13 protein-coding genes are annotated in these 16,911 nt (G+C 54.5%); 3 read left to right on the top strand and 10 right to left on the bottom strand.

The genetic code is table 11. The features are described from left to right. Positions 1-220 precede the first annotated feature (220 nt). The 7 genes from O9H85_RS05585 to O9H85_RS05555 form a co-directional block, all read right to left on the bottom strand. A complete protein-coding gene (locus tag O9H85_RS05585) occupies positions 221-1,051 on the bottom strand; it encodes a carbohydrate ABC transporter permease (RefSeq protein WP_269880297.1) in 831 nt (276 codons plus the stop codon). After that, on the bottom strand, positions 1,048-1,947 hold the full coding sequence (locus tag O9H85_RS05580; RefSeq protein ID WP_269880529.1) for a carbohydrate ABC transporter permease: 900 nt from the start codon (positions 1,945-1,947) through the stop codon (positions 1,048-1,050). Before O9H85_RS05580 ends, O9H85_RS05585 begins: the two co-directional genes overlap by 4 nt. A 75-nt stretch (positions 1,948-2,022) precedes the next feature. Beyond that, positions 2,023-3,336, bottom strand: coding sequence for an ABC transporter substrate-binding protein (locus O9H85_RS05575; RefSeq protein WP_269880296.1), 1,314 nt, complete (start codon positions 3,334-3,336; stop codon positions 2,023-2,025). 388 nt (positions 3,337-3,724) lie between these two features. Then, entirely contained in the window at positions 3,725-4,513 is a 789-nt protein-coding gene (locus O9H85_RS05570; protein ID WP_269880295.1) for a response regulator transcription factor, read from the bottom strand. Positions 4,514-4,545: 32 nt separating this feature from the next. Next, positions 4,546-6,303, bottom strand: a complete 1,758-nt coding sequence (locus O9H85_RS05565) for a cache domain-containing sensor histidine kinase (protein ID WP_269880294.1) — start codon at positions 6,301-6,303, stop codon at positions 4,546-4,548. A gap of 114 nt (positions 6,304-6,417) precedes the next feature. Beyond that, complete coding sequence (locus O9H85_RS05560; protein ID WP_269880528.1) at positions 6,418-8,244, bottom strand: ABC transporter ATP-binding protein; 1,827 nt, start codon at positions 8,242-8,244, stop codon at positions 6,418-6,420. 55 nt (positions 8,245-8,299) lie between these two features. Next, positions 8,300-10,039, bottom strand: a complete 1,740-nt coding sequence (locus O9H85_RS05555) for an ABC transporter ATP-binding protein (RefSeq protein WP_269880293.1) — start codon at positions 10,037-10,039, stop codon at positions 8,300-8,302. A gap of 380 nt (positions 10,040-10,419) precedes the next feature. Here O9H85_RS05555 and O9H85_RS05550 point away from each other — a divergent pair, with 380 nt between their 5' ends. Then, a complete protein-coding gene (locus O9H85_RS05550) occupies positions 10,420-10,683 on the top strand; it encodes a cold-inducible protein YdjO-related protein (protein ID WP_269880292.1) in 264 nt (87 codons plus the stop codon). 317 nt (positions 10,684-11,000) lie between these two features. Here O9H85_RS05550 and O9H85_RS05545 read toward each other — a convergent pair whose 3' ends face one another. After that, on the bottom strand, positions 11,001-11,300 hold the full coding sequence (locus O9H85_RS05545; RefSeq protein WP_269880291.1) for a DUF6509 family protein: 300 nt from the start codon (positions 11,298-11,300) through the stop codon (positions 11,001-11,003). A gap of 89 nt (positions 11,301-11,389) precedes the next feature. Then, positions 11,390-12,247, bottom strand: a complete 858-nt coding sequence (locus O9H85_RS05540) for an AraC family transcriptional regulator (protein ID WP_269880290.1) — start codon at positions 12,245-12,247, stop codon at positions 11,390-11,392. A gap of 239 nt (positions 12,248-12,486) precedes the next feature. Here O9H85_RS05540 and O9H85_RS05535 point away from each other — a divergent pair, with 239 nt between their 5' ends. Together O9H85_RS05535 and O9H85_RS05530 are read left to right on the top strand one after the other, a co-directional pair. Further along, the gene (locus O9H85_RS05535; protein WP_269880289.1) at positions 12,487-13,686 is read left to right on the top strand and encodes a Gfo/Idh/MocA family protein; all 1,200 of its coding nucleotides are present in this window, start codon (positions 12,487-12,489) and stop codon (positions 13,684-13,686) included. A gap of 18 nt (positions 13,687-13,704) precedes the next feature. Beyond that, positions 13,705-14,526: a sugar phosphate isomerase/epimerase family protein gene (locus O9H85_RS05530; protein WP_269880288.1), complete on the top strand. Its 822-nt coding sequence runs from the start codon at positions 13,705-13,707 to the stop codon at positions 14,524-14,526. Positions 14,527-14,695: 169 nt separating this feature from the next. Here O9H85_RS05530 and O9H85_RS05525 read toward each other — a convergent pair whose 3' ends face one another. Next, complete coding sequence (locus O9H85_RS05525; protein WP_269880287.1) at positions 14,696-16,876, bottom strand: MMPL family transporter; 2,181 nt, start codon at positions 16,874-16,876, stop codon at positions 14,696-14,698. Between the last annotated feature and the right edge of the window lie 35 nt (positions 16,877-16,911).

The following is a 16,911-nucleotide window of genomic DNA, read 5'->3' as shown; positions in this document are numbered from 1 at the left end:
TGGGTACCTATACGGCCCGGAGGTTCACTACAGCCTGTCACTTGGCCGTCGGCACATCGGTAGTGAATCCAGGTTCATTAGTAATAAATCTGGATTCACTAAAACCCGGCCGGCGGCCTTTTTGCGGACTGGGACCACGAGCCTTCAACTTGGCCCGTCCTCCCGGCACTCTAGAACAAGCTTAGAGCGCTGCAAGAAGGAGCTCCTCCTTACCAAGCCGCTAACCTTTGAGTCCCGTGGTCGCAATGCCTTCTACAAAATGCCGCTGCGCCAGGAAAAAGACGAGCACCTGCGGTGTAATCGAAACCAGCGACATTGCAAGCAATTGTCCCCACGAAATGGCGGCCTGCGTATCGATGAACATCCGCAAAGCCATAGGCACCGTATACATGCTTACGGAGTTCAAGTAGATCAGCGGCCCGAAGTAATCCTCCCAGTGCCACAGAAAGGAGAAGATCATAACGGTGATCAAGGCCGGCTTCGTGAGCGGCAAAATGATCCGCCAGTAAATGCCGAACCAGCTGCAGCCGTCCATTTTGGCCGATTCGTCCAGCTCCAAGGGAATGCCCCGTATGAACTGCACGAGCAAGAAGATAAAGAAGGCTCCTCCCATGGCGCTCGGCACGATAAACGGCAAATACGTGTTGACCCAGCCGAACTGATGGAACATCGCATACTGCGGAATCAGCGTCACTTGGCCCGGCAGCATGATTGTAAGGAGCAGCACCGAGAACAAGTATTTCTTGCCGCGGAACGGAATCCGTCCGAAGCCGAACGCCACCAGGCTGCTCGAGATAACGGTCAACAGCGTCGTCGTAATGTTGAGCTTCAGACTGTTGAGATAAAAGTAAGTAAACGTATATTTGGGCAGCGCCACCCAGCCGTCGGAGAAATTATTCCACATCCATTTGCTCGGGAATAAGGCAGGCGAGCTGAGCTCCGCATTGGATTTCAACGCTGCGCCGATCCACCATAAGACGGGATAGAACATGACCGCGCTGAACAGCAGCAGCACGATATGGATGAGCCACTTCGAGCCTGTCGTCTTCATGACTTCCCTCCCGCTTCATTCTCGTAAAACACCCAGTACTTCGACGCTACGAAGTTTAAGGTCGTGGCCGCCGCTACGATCGCGAGCAAAATCCAGGCGAGCGCCGAGGCATAGCCCATGTGCAGCGTGGCAAACGCTTTTTGATACAAGTAGAGGGCATACATTTCCGTCGAATTCAAAGGCCCTCCGTTCGTGACGACAAAGGCGGCGGTAAACGTCTGGAACGAACTGATCACGCCCATGATAAGGTTGAAAAAGATGACCGGCGACAGCATCGGGAGCGTAACGGAGAAGAAGCGCCTCAACCTCCCCGCCCCGTCCACGGCCGCCGCTTCATACAGCTCGTTTGGTATTTGCTTAAGCCCCGCCAGGAAAATGATCATGGCCGAGCCGAACTGCCATACGCTCAAGGTGACCAGCGTGCCGAGCGCCGTTCCCGGGGTGCCGATCCAATTCTTTGCCCCAATGCCGAACAGCGGAACGATATGGTTGATAAAACCGTTAATGCCGAAGATGTTCTTCCACAGAACCGCTACCGCAATGCTGCCGCCGATCAGCGAAGGGAAATAAATGATCGTACGGTAGAAGGAAATCCCGCGGATCTTGTGATTCAGCAGCATCGCCACCAGGAGCGCGAATATCAGCCTTAGCGGAACGGAGGTTACGACGAATGTAAACGTCACCCGAAGCGAATTGTAAAAGAACCGGTCCTGAGCGATTTCCTCGAAATTGCGAAGGCCGATCCACTTAGGAGCCTCCAGCAAGGAAAAGTCGGTAAACGAGTAATATAGCGATTGAATCATCGGCCAAAGCGTAAGAAATAAAAATCCGATCAGCCAAGGTGATATGAAGAGAAATCCGGCGATCGTATTGGAACGCAGGGTCCTGCTGCTCATCTTGCTTCCCGTAACCCGGCTTCCGGCCGAAACTACCGTATCTTGTGCCATAGTTACCTCCATCCTGCCCGTAGTTTATTTCTCGTATTTTTTGCCGGCCTTCGCGAGCTCGTCGTACGATTGTTCCGGGGTGATCTTTTCAAACATAAGGCGTTCCTTGATATCCTTCTCATCCTTGCCGAAATCGCTCCAGCCCGGCGCGCCCGGATTGAAGGTCTGCGAAGCGACTGCGGTTTTATTGATCATCTCCACGGTCAGCTTATCTCCGACATTGAATTTAGGCTGCAGCTGCGATACGATTTTGTTCGCTATCGGTACGCCGCGGGTCGTGCCCGCAATTTCGCCGACCTCCGGGTCGTTGATGAACCAATCGATAAACTTCTTCGACTCTTCTTTATATTTGGAATCCTGATTGACGCTGAAATAAAAGGTTGCTTTCAGCCAGCCTCCGGGCTGAACCCCTCGGGGGACGGCGGTAACGCCGATGCTGTTCGGCTTTAAGCTGTCATAGGCGGAAACCTGGGCCGCATGAAGGCCTTTGAAGATCAATTGATTGTTCAGCAGCATATCCTGCGTCGGGTCCAAATCCTTGTCCGCCAGCTGCACGTCGGGTGGCGGCACGACGCCTTTTTTCCGAAGGTCGGCAAATTTCTTGGTCCACTCCAGCCAGGTGTCCCGATCGTAGTTAAACTTCCCATCCTGCGTAATCGGCCATCCCTTGCCTTTACTGAGCTGATAAGCCGAATACATCGTACCGTCGTTCGTGCCGTCTTTCGCCGGGTACTGGCCCTTGCCCATCTTAGCTTTCAATTCTTCCAGTATCTTAAAGTAATCGTCCCAGGTCCATCCGTCCTTCGGCCCGCTCACTCCCAGCTTCTCGAGCGCCGATTTATCATAGATCATGCCCCACGCGTTATTGCCCAGCGGTACGGCGGTCAGCTTCCCTTTATATTTGCCGGTCTCCAGCAGATTCGTATCGACGTCCTTCGTATTGATTCCGCTTGAGAGATCAGCAAGCTGGCTTCGGCCGTTCCAATCCGCAAGCCAGGGAGCGTCCATCTGAATAATGTCCGGGGCGTTACGAGCGGCCGCTTCCGTCGTCAGCTTATCCAAATAACCGTCGTAGCCGGAATATTCCGTCTCGAACGTAATGTTCGGATTTTTTTTCGTATATAAATCAAGGATCTTCAGAGTCGCGTCATGACGGGCCTGGGATCCCCACCACATCACTCTCAGCTTGATCGAATTGTTTCCTTTGGCATCCGCATTGGCGGCTCCGCTATTCGCCTTTGCATCATCTTTTACTCCGATGGAGCTGCAACCCGAGGCTAAGGAAGCCAGCAGCAGCAGTCCGGCAAGTGCGGTGGAACGATTGGCATAGGTTCTCATTTTCTGCATCTCTCCTTTTGAATTAAAACGCTTTCATGTTCACATCTTATCAATCACCCTCATGACCGTCCATATGGGAAATGCACGGTTTTCTTTCAAAATATTCAGATTTTCTACAAAAGTTTGAAAAACGAAGGACAAAAAAAGAAGACCTCACCCTGCTTTAAACGAAGGTCACCGCATCATTGCAAGCCTCAGTCCCGATGAGGAAGCCGGGGCAGCCGTTCCATCAAATAAGTTCTCTGATCGACCGCCATGAACCCGCTCTTCGGAACCGGAGGATGCCGCCGGAGCCGTACCCATTCGCCGACGAACAAGACGGACCGGAAATGTTCCGGACAGTCTTGTCCGCTGGTCTATTCTCTTGTTCAAAGTAAGGTCTTCGATGCTATTTCGACAGCTCCGTAGGATTCAGGCCATGGAAATATTTTTTGAACGCCGTGCTGAAATAAGGGACGTTCGTGTAGCCCACTTTATTCGCAATTTCGTAAATATGCCACTTTCCTTCAAGAATTAAGCGCTTTGCCTGCTCCATTCGGACCTTGGTCAAATAGAAGTGGAAGGTTTCACCCGTCGCTTTCTTGAAAATTTCATTCAAATGATTCCTGGAAATGAACACTTGTTCCGCAAGCCCGGCTAAGGTGATGTCTTTCGCGTAATGCTCGTGAATATATTGAAGCATGAAGTCAACGGTTGGCTTATGCTTCTTCCATTCGCCCTTCGGCCCTTCACCGGCCTCTGGCGGCTCGTATAATCTCAGCTTCGATTCCAGCTTTTCCCTTTCTTCTCTTTTGTGCGCTTCCTCCTGAAGAGCCGCAACGAGCTTGGATAGCACATTTTGAAGCGTCGTGAGCGAGATCGGTTTGGTTAAATAGTCATCCACCTGCAGCCGCAGGGCTTCACGGGCATATTCGAAATCCGTATAACCGCTGAGAATGATGATCTTGCCTGCATAGCCGTCTTTCCGAAGCGAACGGATCATGTCAATTCCGTTCATCTCCGGCATGTAGATGTCGGTAATCAGGATATCCGGGTTGGATGCACGTACAAGCTCGATGCCCTGTTCGCCGTCGAGCCCTTCACCGACGCATTCGGCCTGAAGAGCTTGCCATGGAATTTGGCTGCTGAGTCCCCGGATGACCTGCCGGTCATCATCGACAATCGCGAGCTTCCACATAATAAACCTCCTTGCTATTCGTTAGTGATGTGTCATGATACGGATTCTCTGTTGCCGTAAAGATCGGATTCCTCGGAGATCAGCGGGAGCCTGATCGTCACCCTGGCGCCGCCTTCCGGTTGATTTTCTAAAATAAGCCCGTATGTTGGACCGAACAACGCCCCGATCCTTTCACGGACGTTCCGAATTCCGTAGCCGCCCTTGCGCCTGCTGCCTTTATCCCGCCATGTCGGCTTCAGCCCTCTTCCGTTATCCGAAACCGTTATGCATAGGACCTGCTCCTGCAACTCCGCCCGGATCACGATCAAGCCGGAAGCCCGTCCGTGAAACCCATGCAGAATTGCGTTCTCGACAAACGGCTGCAGCGTGATTTTCGGAATATAAAACGCTTTCAAATCCTCTTGAATTTCAATCCTGTATTCGAGTCCCTCCTGCCAACGGATTTGCTGAATTCCAAGGTAGCATTCCACATGCTGAAGCTCCTGCTCCAGAGGAATCAAGCTTTCCCCTCCCGACAGCCCGATCCGGAACATCCGCCCAACCAGCTCCAGAATATGACTGATGCGATGCTGCCCCGACTCCATTGCCATCCAGTTGATTTGGTCCAGCGTATTGTACAGAAAGTGCGGATTGATATTCGCCTGAAGTGCCTTGACCTCCGCTTCCCGCTGAAGCCGGTGCTGAATCTCGAGACTGCCGTACAGCTCGTCGATCCGTTCCATTTGGCGCCGATAGCCGTTAAATAAATAACCGAATTCATTCCGGTAATCGCTCGGGAGCTGCACCTTGCTGCTATCCAGCATATATTTGCTCATCGCTTGAACCAGCAGGCGGATCGGCTTCATTAGCTGCTTGGCGATGGACAAGCTTAAACAAAGTGCGGCGAGGACCGTGGAGAAGCCGACGATCAGCATGATCCGGGCGAGCTCGACGCTGCCCTGCGTCACAAGCTCCCAAGGCGTCACCTCGATCAGAACGAGATTGGAATTAAATTGTCTCGACCAAACCATCAGCGACAGATCGTCTCCGTTCTCCCGTTGGAGCCTCCTGCTTCCGACTCCCGCCTCGAGCAATTTGGTCTGCTGCTCGATCCGATGCTTCACTGGAACGTCATTGATTTGAGCGAGCAAGTGTCCGGCGGTATCGAAGAGAAGACGGTTTCCGGTATGGCTTTGTCCCTCCAGCACCTGATGGATAACCGATGCCTTCACATTGATGAGGATCAGGCCTTTGTATTCGTTTTTATTGGAATAAATTTTGCGCGCGAAGCTCACCACCGGAACCCGGCCTTGAAACGTTTGGATCGTATGCTCTCCAATCCACGTGAAATCGGTATTTTGAACGGAAGCGTACCACGGCTCCCTGCTCAATTGCTTGAAATCGATAAACTGCACGGATCGCTGCCTGTCGGAAGACACCGGATGGTCCACGTAAAGATGGATCGAATATATGCTTCCGGTGCTGTTCGTAATATTCGTTAAGTACTGCAATATATCGTTAAATTTCTTAATGCGTGCATATTCGTCGCCGTCTAAGGAGAGGTAGTCCAGGAAATCGATGTTGCGGGAGGTCGATAGGGAGATTTGTTCGATCGTATTCAGCTGAAGGACCATTTCTTTATTGAGCTCGGCTAACAGCCCTTGCTGATAGAACGAGGTCGTTTTTTGCAGCTGCTGGGAGGATACGCTGTAAGCGATCCATGTAACGATTAGCGTCAGCACCATAATTAACCCGGCGAAGCTGGCAAAAAACATATGGTCCAGCCGGAATTGCTTAATGGGGTTTACCATTCAGGACACGCCTCCCAAGGAAGAGGTAATCTTGTTGCAATCCGTCGATAAAGCACATTGTACCAATTGAATCTTCGGAATGCAACGCATTCGCTCAAAAAGAAAAGCTTCGGCTCATCCCGAAGCTCCCTGAATATTTTTGAACTGATTATGGAACATCCGGTGATAGGTTCCTTGATTTGCAACCAGCTCGTCGTGGCTTCCCGCCTCGACGATACGCCCTTGATCGATGACCATGATCGTATCGGCATCCCTGATCGTGTTCAGCCTATGCGCGATGATGAAGCTGGTTCTCCCCTGCATCATATTCAGCAACGCGTCCTGAATATGAAGCTCGGTCCTGGTGTCGATGCTGCTGGTCGCCTCATCCAGAATGAGAATGGAGGGCTTTGCCAGGATGACTCTGGCGATCGCAAGCAGCTGCCGCTGTCCTTGGCTCAGATTGCCGCCGTTCTCCGACAGCACCGTATCGTATTGATTTGGCAGCCGTTTGATGAACACATCGGCATTGGCCGCGGAGGCCGCGGCCATCACTTCCTCATCTGTCGCATCGGATTTGCCGTACTTGATGTTTTCCTTGATGGTGCCGGAGAACAGGTACGTGTCCTGCAGCACGATGCCGAAGCAGCGTCTCAGACTGTCCCGGGAATAGTCGCGGATGTCTTTTCCGTTGATCAGGATGCGGCCCCCCGTCACATCGTAGAACCGGGTCAGCAGGTTGACGATCGTAGTCTTCCCCGCCCCGGTGGGACCTACGAGCGCCGTGCTGCTTCCTTGGTCGGAGACGAAGGATACATTTCTCAGAATCGGCACATCCGGCCTGTAACCGAAGCTCACGTTCTCGAAGACGACATTCCCCTTCGTCCCCTCCAGCAGAAGCGCTCCGGGAGCGTCATCCGGCTCCTCTTCCTCATCCAGCACCTCGAAGGCCCGCTCCGCTCCAGCGACGCCCGATTGAAGCACGTTGTAAATATTGGCCAAATCGTTCAAAGGCCGGACGAACTGCCTGGAATAGCTCAGGAAGCTCGCGATGACCCCGACGGTAATATGACCCTTGACCGCCAGCACCCCGCCCACGACCGCCACTGCCGTAAACCCGATGTTGTTGATCACCGCCAGGAGCGGCATCAGGAAGCCGGACCAAATCTGCGCTTTCAAGCCGACCTCATACAGCTTCGCATTGACGCTCTCGAATTCCTCGATCGCTTTGTCCTCGTGGTTAAAGGCTTTGACCACTTCAATGCCGGAGATCGTTTCTTCGATATGTCCGTTGAGCTTGCCGAGCTGGACCTGCTGTTCCTTGAACATGACGCTCGTTTTCTTCGTAATGGTACGGGCAAGCAAATAAACAAGCGGCACGGTAACCAGGCTCGCCAAGGTGAGGAGCGGGCTCAAGACGATCATCATCGTGAGCGAACCCGCTATCGTAATAAGCCCGGTCATCAGCTGCGTCGTCGACTGCGAGATCGAGTTGCTGATGTTGTCGATATCGTTGGACAGCCGGCTCATGACCTCTCCGTGCCGCCGGGTGTCGAAATAAGCGAGCGGCAGCTTCTGAAGCTTCCCGAACAAGGCCTGACGAAGACGGGCCACGATCCGCTGAGATACGCCCGCCATCAGCCAGCCCTGCAGAAAGGTCAGTGTACCGTCTGCTGCATAGGCCGCCGTCAGCGCAATCAACAAAATCTCCAATAGTTGAAAATGCACGCCGCCGGACGCGGTCATAGCGTCGATCGACCGGCCGATGAGATAGGGGCCGGAGAGCGTCAGCGCCGCATCGACCAAGATCATCAGGAAGATGACGGACAGCAGGCGCTTCTCGCTGCCGATATAGCTCCACAGCCGTCTCATCGTGCCCCGGAAATTTTTCGGCTTGACCACCGGACCTCCCCGTCGGGCGCCGAAGCCTCCCGCAGGTCTGCCGGGACCGCCCGGACCCATGATCTGCGGAATTTCGGGAGCCGGGCCTTGAGGTCTCCGGGCCGTATCGTTAGGCCTAGACATGGGGATGCAGCTCCTTTCCCACCTGCGATTGGAAAATCTCTTGATATACGCGGCAGTCTCTCATTAACTCCCCATGAGAGCCAAGCCCGACGACCTCCCCTTGATCCAGGACGACGATTTTGTCCGCATCCATCACCGAAGTAATCCGCTGGGCGATCAACAGGCATGTAATGCCGGAAGCGTATTGCTTCAAGGCTTCCTTGATTCGCCCTTCCGTAGCGACATCGACGGCGCTCGTGCAGTCATCCAGGATTAGAACGTCCGGCTGACGGACGAGCGCCCGGGCAATGGACAGCCGCTGCTTCTGGCCGCCCGAGAAATTGACGCCGCCTTGGCCCAGATAAGCATCGTAGCCCTCCGGAACCGAGCGGATGAAATCGTGGGCTTGCGCCATCCGGGCCGCCTGCTCGATCTCCTCGAGTGACGCGTCGTCTTTGCCCCAGCGGATGTTCTCGGTCACGGTTCCAGTGAACAATACCGTCTTCTGGGGGACGACCGCGATCATCTCGCGCAGCCTGCGCGGATCCGTTTCCTTCACGTCTACGCCGTTCACCTTCACAACACCGGCTGTTACGTCGTAGAAACGGGGAACTAGGCTGACCAGACTGGTCTTGCCGGAGCCCGTAGACCCGATAATGCCCACCGTCTCGCCGGGCAGGCAGCTGAACGTCACATGACGCAGCACCGGCTCTCCCGCCGCCCCTTCATAGGCGAACGATACGTCTTCGAAATCAATTCGCCCGCGAGCCGCGGGAGCTTCCTCCTCCACCCGCTCGCTCCAGGTCATTTCATTGTGCTCCTGAAACACCTCGCCGATCCGGCCCGCGGAGGCTTTGGCCCGGACGAACATATTGAGAACCATCGAAATCATCATCAGAGAGAACAAAATTTGCGTCATGTAGTTGATAAAAGCGATAATATGACCCACTTGAATGTACCCGCTGCTTACGCCGAGGCCGCCGAGCCAAATCACGGTGACAATCCCGAGGTTGACCGCCAGCATGATGAGCGGATTAAAGATCGCCATCGCCCTCATGGCCATGGTCGAGAGGCTCCGGTATTCGTCGTTCGTCCTGCCGAATTTCTCCACCTCGTAATCGAACCGGTTGAAGGCCTTCACGACCCGCACACCGGACAAATATTCGCGCATTACGCCGTTCACCTGGTCCAGTGCCTTCTGCACCTTGATGAACCGTGGAAAGCCGATCTTCATGTTAAGAGCGATCAATACCCCCACCACGGGCACGACGACCGCGAGCACGGCCGCTAGCTGAAGATTCAGGCGCACCGCCATGATCAAGCTTCCGATGCACAGCAGCGGAGCCTTTACAAAAATCCGCATTAAGCCGTTCGTGAAGTTCTGCACCTGCGTCACGTCGTTCGTTAGCCGCGTAACGAGGGAAGCCCTTTCAAACTTATCGATATTGTTGAACGACAGCGTCTGGATTTTACGGAACAGGTCCAGCCTGAGCTCCGCGCCGAATTTCTGCGAAACGCGGCTTGCCAGAATGTTGCGTGCCGAGGCTGCGAGCGCGCCCATCGCGGTAATGAGCAGCATCAGCCCGCCCATATGGAGCACGTAATCCAGCTGCCTTGCGGCCACGCCCACGTCGATGATTCTGGCCATAATGGTTGGCTGCAGCAGATCGGCCAGCGCTTCCAAGGTCAGAAACAGTACAGCCAAACAGAACAGCTTCCAGTACTTTCTAACGTAAGGCAGTAGAAAGTGCAAGACGAATTCCCCCCGTGTAGTCATCCTTCCTTCAGTCGATTGGCAATAAAAGTATTTAGCTTCGCTATATAAAAAATACTCCTTTCCGGCCATTTTGTCACGCCACAAAAATAACGGCGCCCGTGTTTGGACACCGCTGGTTTCGATGATTCGACAGGCTCCTTCGCCGGAGCCTGATGTCTCTCCGCCCATACTTCTCTATGACGTCGGCCTGGACGGTTCTCATGCCTTCCACTCCTCTCCGTTCCCGATTCGGAGGATATCTTTGTCATGGTTGATTACCCTGATCGGGCGAAGGTTCAAACGCGCAGGCCGCTTTTGCCGGCAGGAGCATAACGGAATAAGCTGGAGGGCATAATTGGAAGGATCTTACGAAGGCGGTGAAATGCTTCTATCTGATGCCGGCTTCCAGTAACACGGGGGAGGGAAAAACGATCGCGCAGGAAGAAGGGACAAAACCGGAGCTAAGGCCGACGGTCATTTGGAAATGCAAGGATGCGGCATGCAAGGCATGGGTTCGCGAGGAGTTCACGGAAGCTGAATATCCTGCTTGCCCGATCTGCCAAGGGCCGACCATCCGCAGCTTCAAGCATTTGCCGATCATCGCCGCGAAATCGAAGAGAAAGGGAAAGAAACCGAAATGAAACCCTTCGGCTTATCGTTACGCCAATGAAAGAGTACGGGGGAAGAATGAGGGACAATAAGTCCCTCAGGCTGTAGAGAAACCCGGATATGCAGAAAAAATGCTAAAGGTTAGGTGGGGTTCCCCTGTAGGAGCGATAGCGTCCGCCTTTGTTATCGGAAAATGACCGCTGCAAACCGATAACAACAGCGGCCGGAAGGGGATACCCAACCGGGTACCAAAGCTGATTTTTCTATCTCATGGGTTTCTCGTCAATCTGAGGAACGATAAGTCCCTTTAGCTTCACCCGTTCCTCGAATGTCCGAAATCCCGCAGGCTCTACTCGTTCCCCGCTTCCTTCCAATGCTCCCTGCAAAAGGCGTCAACCGCTTCCAGCTCTTCGTCTTCCAAGTCAAATTCAAGATACTTCTCCGTCGTACGCTCGAAAATATCGTATTTGACGATCCCTGTGCGCTCTTCGCCTACCGTGTAAACGACGCGGATATACAGGCCCTGCTCCGAATGCAGCTCATCGTCTTCCGGCACATCGATATCCAGCAGAAATTCGTACCGTTCTCCCGGCAAAATGCCGAACGGATCTTTTACCTGTTCCACGCTAAATCCCGTAATGGTCAACAATGCAATCCTATCCTTTCTGAACAACCGATCAACGGACTCTATTATACATGCATTCGTCCCGATTCCCAAACTACGGCGAGCCGGGCCGGTTACTGCTTGGCGAGCCTAGGACTCCGAACCGCTTCCGGGTAATCCTTGGGCAGCAGTCCCACCTTCTTCTTGAACATGCGGAGGAAGCTCGTATAGTCGTTGAAGCCGCACTGCAGGTACGCCTCCGTCACGTTGCAGCCCTCCGAGAGCAGCTTCTTCGCGAGCGAAATCCGCTTGGAAACGATATATTCGTGAATCGTGCTGCCGGTATATTTTTTGAACAGCTTGATCAGGTAGTACTTGTTGATATAGAACAGCTTCTCGAGCCTGTCCAGCGATAAATCCTCTTCCAGATGCCGCTCGATATAATCGAGCACCGGCGATAGCTTATGATGCAGATCCAGGCCCGTATCGGGCTGCTTGTTCATCGAGAACAGCGCGTTGATATAAACGAGCAGCTCCATGAAGCAGCTCAGCTTCAGAATGGCGTCGCCGGGCGACGGGTTCTTCTGCAGTTGCTCGTATCGCAGGAATAGGCCGAGAAGCGCCGATGTCTCTTTACTGCTGAGACTGAGCTTGTTGCGCTCCCCCTTGGGCCGGTCGTAAAAGCAGCTTAAGGGCTGAAATTCCGCAGTTTGATACAGCAGCGCCAGCGTCGGAGGAAACTCCAGCGTGATCCGCTCATAGACCGATTCCGAGGAAAAGGACGGCTTATGAATTTCGTGCTCGTTCGTTAGGATCAAGTCGCCGAAACGGAGCGGATACACGGTTTTTTCCACAAAATAATGGACGTCCCCCTGCAGGAGAAAATAAATTTCACATCCGTGATGCAGATGAAAATCGACGTTACGTACTTTTTTGGTCGCATGCAGAAATCGGATATGCTCATCGATATGATTCAAGTACGTCTCAAGCACCGGTATTCCCCCATTTCGTTCAAAACCAACAAACGCCATTTTTTCACCAAAAATCGCAAGGAACTCGCTTTAATTATATAATACGATCTTCTTGCAAGGAAAGATATCGTTTACATTACCAGGATAAACGGCTACGCCGTCCTTGTCTTACAAGAACCAGCGCGTTTATCAAGGTTGATGCGAAGCGATAAGTTGCGAAAACTTATAAATTCTTATCAACTGAAAAAGGAGCCATCGAAATGAATCCCAACTCCGGCAAAATCAAAATCGGTCTGGTCGGTCTCGGCAATATCGGCAAAACCCATGTACGCTATTTGAGCCAAATGGAGCAGGTCGAGCTGGTCGGCGTCTGCGACGTCGTGAAGGAAAAAGCGGATAAGTTCGCGGAGGAGAACCATACCCAAGCTTACTACCGTCATCAGGACTTGCTGGAGCAATCGGGCCTTGATGCCGTAATTATCGCCGTCCCCCATTATGACCATCCGACTGTGGCGATCGACGCTTTTGCACGCGGCATTCACGTCATGTGCGAGAAGCCGATCGCTGTTCATTTGAACGATGCCCAGCGGATGCTGGATGCTTACGAAGAGGCTAAAGTCCGCTTCCCGAAGCTTGAATTCGGACTCATGTTCCAGGAGCGCACTTATCCGTTCTACCGCAAGATCAAAGAAATGCTGAACGAGGGCGTGCTGGGCAAGCTCACCCGGGCTACCTGGATTCATACCGAGTGGTTCCGGTCCCAGGCGTATTACGACAGCGGAGATTGGCGCGCCACCTGGGCCGGCGAAGGCGGCGGCATCTTGACGAATCAATGCCCCCACACGCTCGATATGTATCAATGGCTGTTCGGCATCCCTTCCGAAATCACGGGACACGCGCATATCGGCAAATATCACAACATAGAAGTCGAGGATGAGGTAACCGCTTATTTCGAGCATGAGAACGGCATGATCGGACACTTGATCGTCACGACCGCCGAGCTGCCGGGGACGAACCGCCTTGAAATCATCGGGGAAAACGGCAAGCTCGTCCTTGAGAATGGACAGCTCGTTCTATACAAGAATCCCGTGTCCATGCTGAAATACAGCTTCGAGACGACCGAAGGCTTCCGCAAGATGGATTCGGAGCGCATTGAGATTGACATCGACAAGGATGTGCCCACAGGCCACAAGGTCGTAACGGAGAAATTCGTCCGTCGCCTGTTGTCCGGCGAAGGCGAACTGATTGCGGAAGGGCCGGAAGGCGTCGGGGCGCTGACCTTGGCGAACGGCATCATGCTTTCTTCGTTCCGGAAGAGCTCCGTTTCGGTACCGGTCGATGCGGATGCGTTCGAGGCGAAGCTGAAGGAGCTCATCCAAACGTCCAAATATGTGAAGAAAGCCGTAAGCGCACCAGCAGCCGACGAAGATATGTCGCAGTCCTTCAGCAGCAGCAAATAATTTTCGCGAGGTGCCTTAATGACAATGGTTAAAATCACGTGCTTTGCCGATGAAATCTCTAAGGATTTATCCGAACAGCTGAACGTGCTGGAACAGGAAGGCTTGAAGTACCTCGAGCTCCGGGGCGTATGGGGAAAAAATGTGCTCCAGCTGGACGAAGCGGAGCTCGGACGCGTCCGTACGGAGCTTGATGAGCGTGGGTTCCGGGTCTCATCGATCGCGTCGCCGATCGGGAAATATCCGGTGACGGACGATTTCGCCCCTCAGTTAGAGGCTCTGGACCGTGCCGCGCATGCGGCTCGCTTTTTCGGGACGCCATACATCCGCGTATTCTCGTATCATCTGCCGAAGGAGGAGCCGGCGGAAGCCTACCGTGAGGAAGTGCTGCGGAGAATGAAGCGGCTCGCGGATGAAGCGGAGCGGCAGGGCGTCATCCTGGTGCTGGAAAATGACAGCAACCTGTACGGCACGACGGACGACCGCTGCCTGGACATCATTACCCACTGCGATTCCAAGAGCTTGCGGTCAGCTTTTGACCCCGGAAACTATGTCGTGAACGGCATCGATCCGATGGCCGAAGCTTACCCTAAGCTGGCCTTCTCCGTCGATTACGTCCACGTGAAGGATGCGAGAGACCACCATTTTGTCCCTGCGGGGCTTGGGGACGGCAGTTTGGAGCAATTGCTTGGCGAGCTCAAGAGCAGAGGCTACGACGGATTCCTGTCGGTAGAGCCGCATCTGAAGCATTATTTGCCGGAGGCAAGCGATCCCGAGAGAGTCGTTACCGCCATCCGGGCTTTGAAGGATTTACTCTCGCGCATCGGTCAGACCTGGGAGTAGGTTGACAACAATATGATCGGTAAAGAGTCCGAAGCCTTGTGCTTGCGGACTCTTTTGTTTCGCCGATGCTTTCAACCCTATCCATGCCGGTCACATCCGTGCCTCTATGGCGGAATTGTCCAAGGCAAGATGCCAACATGAAAAAATGCGAAGCTATGCAGCGCCGCCTTCAGGTTAAAGCATGCAGTGCGGCGACGGATGCCGCAGCGATGAGCACGCAAGGGGCCCACCAGTTCCATCGGCCGAGCAGCTTCATTAAAGAAGGCACGAGCACGAGCCGGATGATCGTCGCATCGATGACAATGGCGGCGGCAATCCCGATGCCCAGCTGCTTGACGCCGACAACGCCGGCGAAGGCAAAAGGAACGGTCACCGCAATCAGGATGGCGGCGGCCGATGTGATGATCCGGCTTGAGGCGCTCATGCCGAGCATGACGGCCTTCCGGTTATCGCCCGTGCGCAGGTAGGCTTCATATATTCTCGACAGCAGAAATACGCCGTAATCCATGCTGATTCCGAACACGAGCCCGAAGATGAATACGGGAATCATCACGGCGATCGGATAAGGCTCGAGTCCGAAGCTTCCGCTGCGGAACAGCCATGTCAAGATGCCGAAGGAGGCTGCCAGGCTGAGCAGATTCATCACGATCGCTTTGACCGGCAGCAGCACCGAGCGAAAGGCAAGGAACAACACCGCATAATTCGATGCTGCGAGAAACATCAGCACATATGGAATGCGGCGGAATATTTCATCGAACACTTCCTGCTGGTATTTCGCCTCTCCGCCGATTTGAAAACGCAGCGGGTACGTTACTCCCTCCCACTCCCAGCGGCGGACCCAATCCATCGTCTCCTGGGAGCCGGGCTCCCCGCGAATCGTCACCTGAATCAGTATTCGGTTCCGCTTCACCCAAGGCTCGATAGCCTGTTCCACCGGCCAAGCCTCATGCGGCCGCTGCAGCTGAGCATAAATTTGCTCGGCCGACAGCGGCAGGTTCGCAAAGACCGATTCGACCCGCAGCACAGCAGGATCGAGCGTTAGCTGCCGGGTGAGCCGGCTGGCAAACCGCCACTCATCGGCTTTCAGCGCCGCCCCCTTTCCTTGCGCCAGGAAGAAGACCTTCGTCGTTCCCGTGCCGGCGAACCGCACAGTATAGGCTTCCGCCGCCAGCCTGGACTCCGTCCCGCGCGGCAGCGACGTTGCATCCGGGATCGCAAGCCGCATCCCCCCCAAGGGCAGAAGGCAGCCCAACAGCAGCAGCACGGCCATCGTCCCGAGCAGAACCGGGCGTTTCATGACGAATCCGGACCAGGCAGCCCATACGGGACTGCCCTCTTTTCCGGGTGCACGAACGCTCTCACGCATGATGGCAGGACGGAATATGGCGAGCAGGGCCGGAAGCAGGGTCAGCGAAACCAGAACGGAAGTGGTCAGGACAGACAGGGCGCCGTAAGCCACAGTAGTAAACATCGGCAGACGGATGAACAGAACGGCCGTTAGGCCGAGAAACACGCTGGCGGCCGAGTAACCGACGGCCCGGAAGGCGGTTTGCATCGTTACGGAAAGCGCATCCTCCGCCGAACCGGCCGACAGCTCCTCACGGAACCGGCTGACTAGGAGGAGGGCGAAATCGATGCTTAGCGCCAGTCCGACCATCGGAATAACATTGAGCACGAAGTTGGAAAGGGCGATGTGCGTGCCAAGCCAGTACATGAACCCCATCGCGGCGGTCACGCTGAAGATGCCGGCGAGCAGGGGAAGCATGGCCGAGACGAACCCTCCGAAAGCAAGAAGCAGGATGATGAAAGCGGCAGGGAGGCCGATCTTCTCCGCCTGCTGCAGGTCCTGACGGCTTAGCCGGTTCACGTCCGCCTGGACGACCGACTTGCCCGTCATCCTTACCGTCATTCCCGGCTCCTCAGGCAGCCGCCGCTTCAGCTCGATCAAGACCGGTTCTATGCCATACGGCTTCTGCCGGAAAGCAAGCAGTGCATAGGCGGCATGCTCCGAGAGCATCTCTTCGCTGTCCAGCGGCGACTTGACGCCGGTCAACCCCTCCAGCCCCTGGATGGCGGACAGCGTCCGGCCGACGAACCGGCGCAGCTGCTCCGGGGAACCGCCCGGGACCTGCTCAAATACCAGAATTACGGGGTCAGCCGGAATCCCGTAGTCGGAGGCCAGGATCTTCTCTACCCGGACGAACGCGCCGTCGGCGAGAAGCCCGTGATTCTGCAGCACGGAAGGCAGCCTGACAGCGAAGAATCCCGTCGTTATCAGGACGAGGGTCCAAACGGCAAGAACCGTTCGGGGCCATCGAAACGAGAGAATGGCAATGTGATGGAATACCATGGGCTCAGGCACCTCCGGAATGAATTCGAAGGCTT

The organism is Paenibacillus gyeongsangnamensis, from assembly GCF_027533625.1.
Classification (GTDB): domain Bacteria; phylum Bacillota; class Bacilli; order Paenibacillales; family NBRC-103111; genus Paenibacillus_G; species Paenibacillus_G gyeongsangnamensis.
The sequence above is the reverse complement of the archived record's forward strand: the minus strand, read 5'-3'. Positions and strand labels throughout refer to the sequence as shown.

Excerpts from the sequence above, each read along its gene's own strand:
- O9H85_RS05525 (WP_269880287.1), bottom strand. The coding sequence starts at position 16,876 with ATGGTATTCCATCACATTGCCATTCTCTCGTTTCGATGGCCCCGAACG.
- O9H85_RS05585 (WP_269880297.1), bottom strand. The coding sequence starts at position 1,051 with ATGAAGACGACAGGCTCGAAGTGGCTCATCCATATCGTGCTGCTGCTG.
- O9H85_RS05565 (WP_269880294.1), bottom strand. The coding sequence starts at position 6,303 with ATGGTAAACCCCATTAAGCAATTCCGGCTGGACCATATGTTTTTTGCC.
- O9H85_RS05530 (WP_269880288.1), top strand. The coding sequence starts at position 13,705 with ATGACAATGGTTAAAATCACGTGCTTTGCCGATGAAATCTCTAAGGAT.
- O9H85_RS05535 (WP_269880289.1), top strand. The coding sequence starts at position 12,487 with ATGAATCCCAACTCCGGCAAAATCAAAATCGGTCTGGTCGGTCTCGGC.
- O9H85_RS05575 (WP_269880296.1), bottom strand. The coding sequence starts at position 3,336 with ATGAGAACCTATGCCAATCGTTCCACCGCACTTGCCGGACTGCTGCTG.
- O9H85_RS05580 (WP_269880529.1), bottom strand. The coding sequence starts at position 1,947 with ATGAGCAGCAGGACCCTGCGTTCCAATACGATCGCCGGATTTCTCTTC.
- O9H85_RS05570 (WP_269880295.1), bottom strand. The coding sequence starts at position 4,513 with ATGTGGAAGCTCGCGATTGTCGATGATGACCGGCAGGTCATCCGGGGA.
- O9H85_RS05560 (WP_269880528.1), bottom strand. The coding sequence starts at position 8,244 with ATGGGTCCGGGCGGTCCCGGCAGACCTGCGGGAGGCTTCGGCGCCCGA.